The following is a 562-nucleotide window of genomic DNA, read 5'->3' as shown; positions in this document are numbered from 1 at the left end:
TGGTTCAAGTTTGGCTCGGCAAACGCTACGCGCAGTTGGGCTGGGTCATGCAGCTTCATATTGGCGCACAGCGCAACAACAACACACGCATGTTCCAACTGTTAGGTGCCGACGCTGGCTTTGACTCGATTGGCGATCGCCCATTTGCTTTTGAACTGGCACACCTGTTAGATGAAATGGACCAAACCAACGAGCTGCCTCGCACCATTCTTTACTGTTTGAACCCTCGTGATAATGAAATGATGGCGACCATGATGGGTAACTTCCAAGGTGGCGGCATCGCGGGCAAAGTGCAGTTTGGCTCGGGTTGGTGGTTCAACGACCAGAAAGACGGCATGCAACGCCAAATGGAACAGCTTTCTCAACTTGGTTTGCTCAGCCAATTCGTCGGCATGTTAACGGACTCGCGCAGCTTCTTGTCTTACACCCGCCACGAATACTTCCGCCGCATCCTGTGTGACATGGTCGGTCGTTGGGCAGAGAACGGCGAAGTTCCAAATGACTTATCGTTGCTTGGCCCTATGGTCAAAGAGATCTGTTTTGGTAACGCAAAACGCTACTT

1 protein-coding gene is annotated in these 562 nt (G+C 51.8%); it reads left to right on the top strand.

Annotated features, from left to right (window positions below; all coding sequences use genetic code 11):
* Positions 1 to 562: glucuronate isomerase (locus R7O13_RS29600; protein WP_318305556.1), on the top strand; the 562-nt coding region annotated here is incomplete at both ends.

The sequence above is a fragment of the Vibrio sp. Y176 genome (assembly GCF_033438945.1).
Note: the sequence above shows the minus strand (reverse complement) of the source record. Positions and strands in the feature narration are given on the sequence as shown.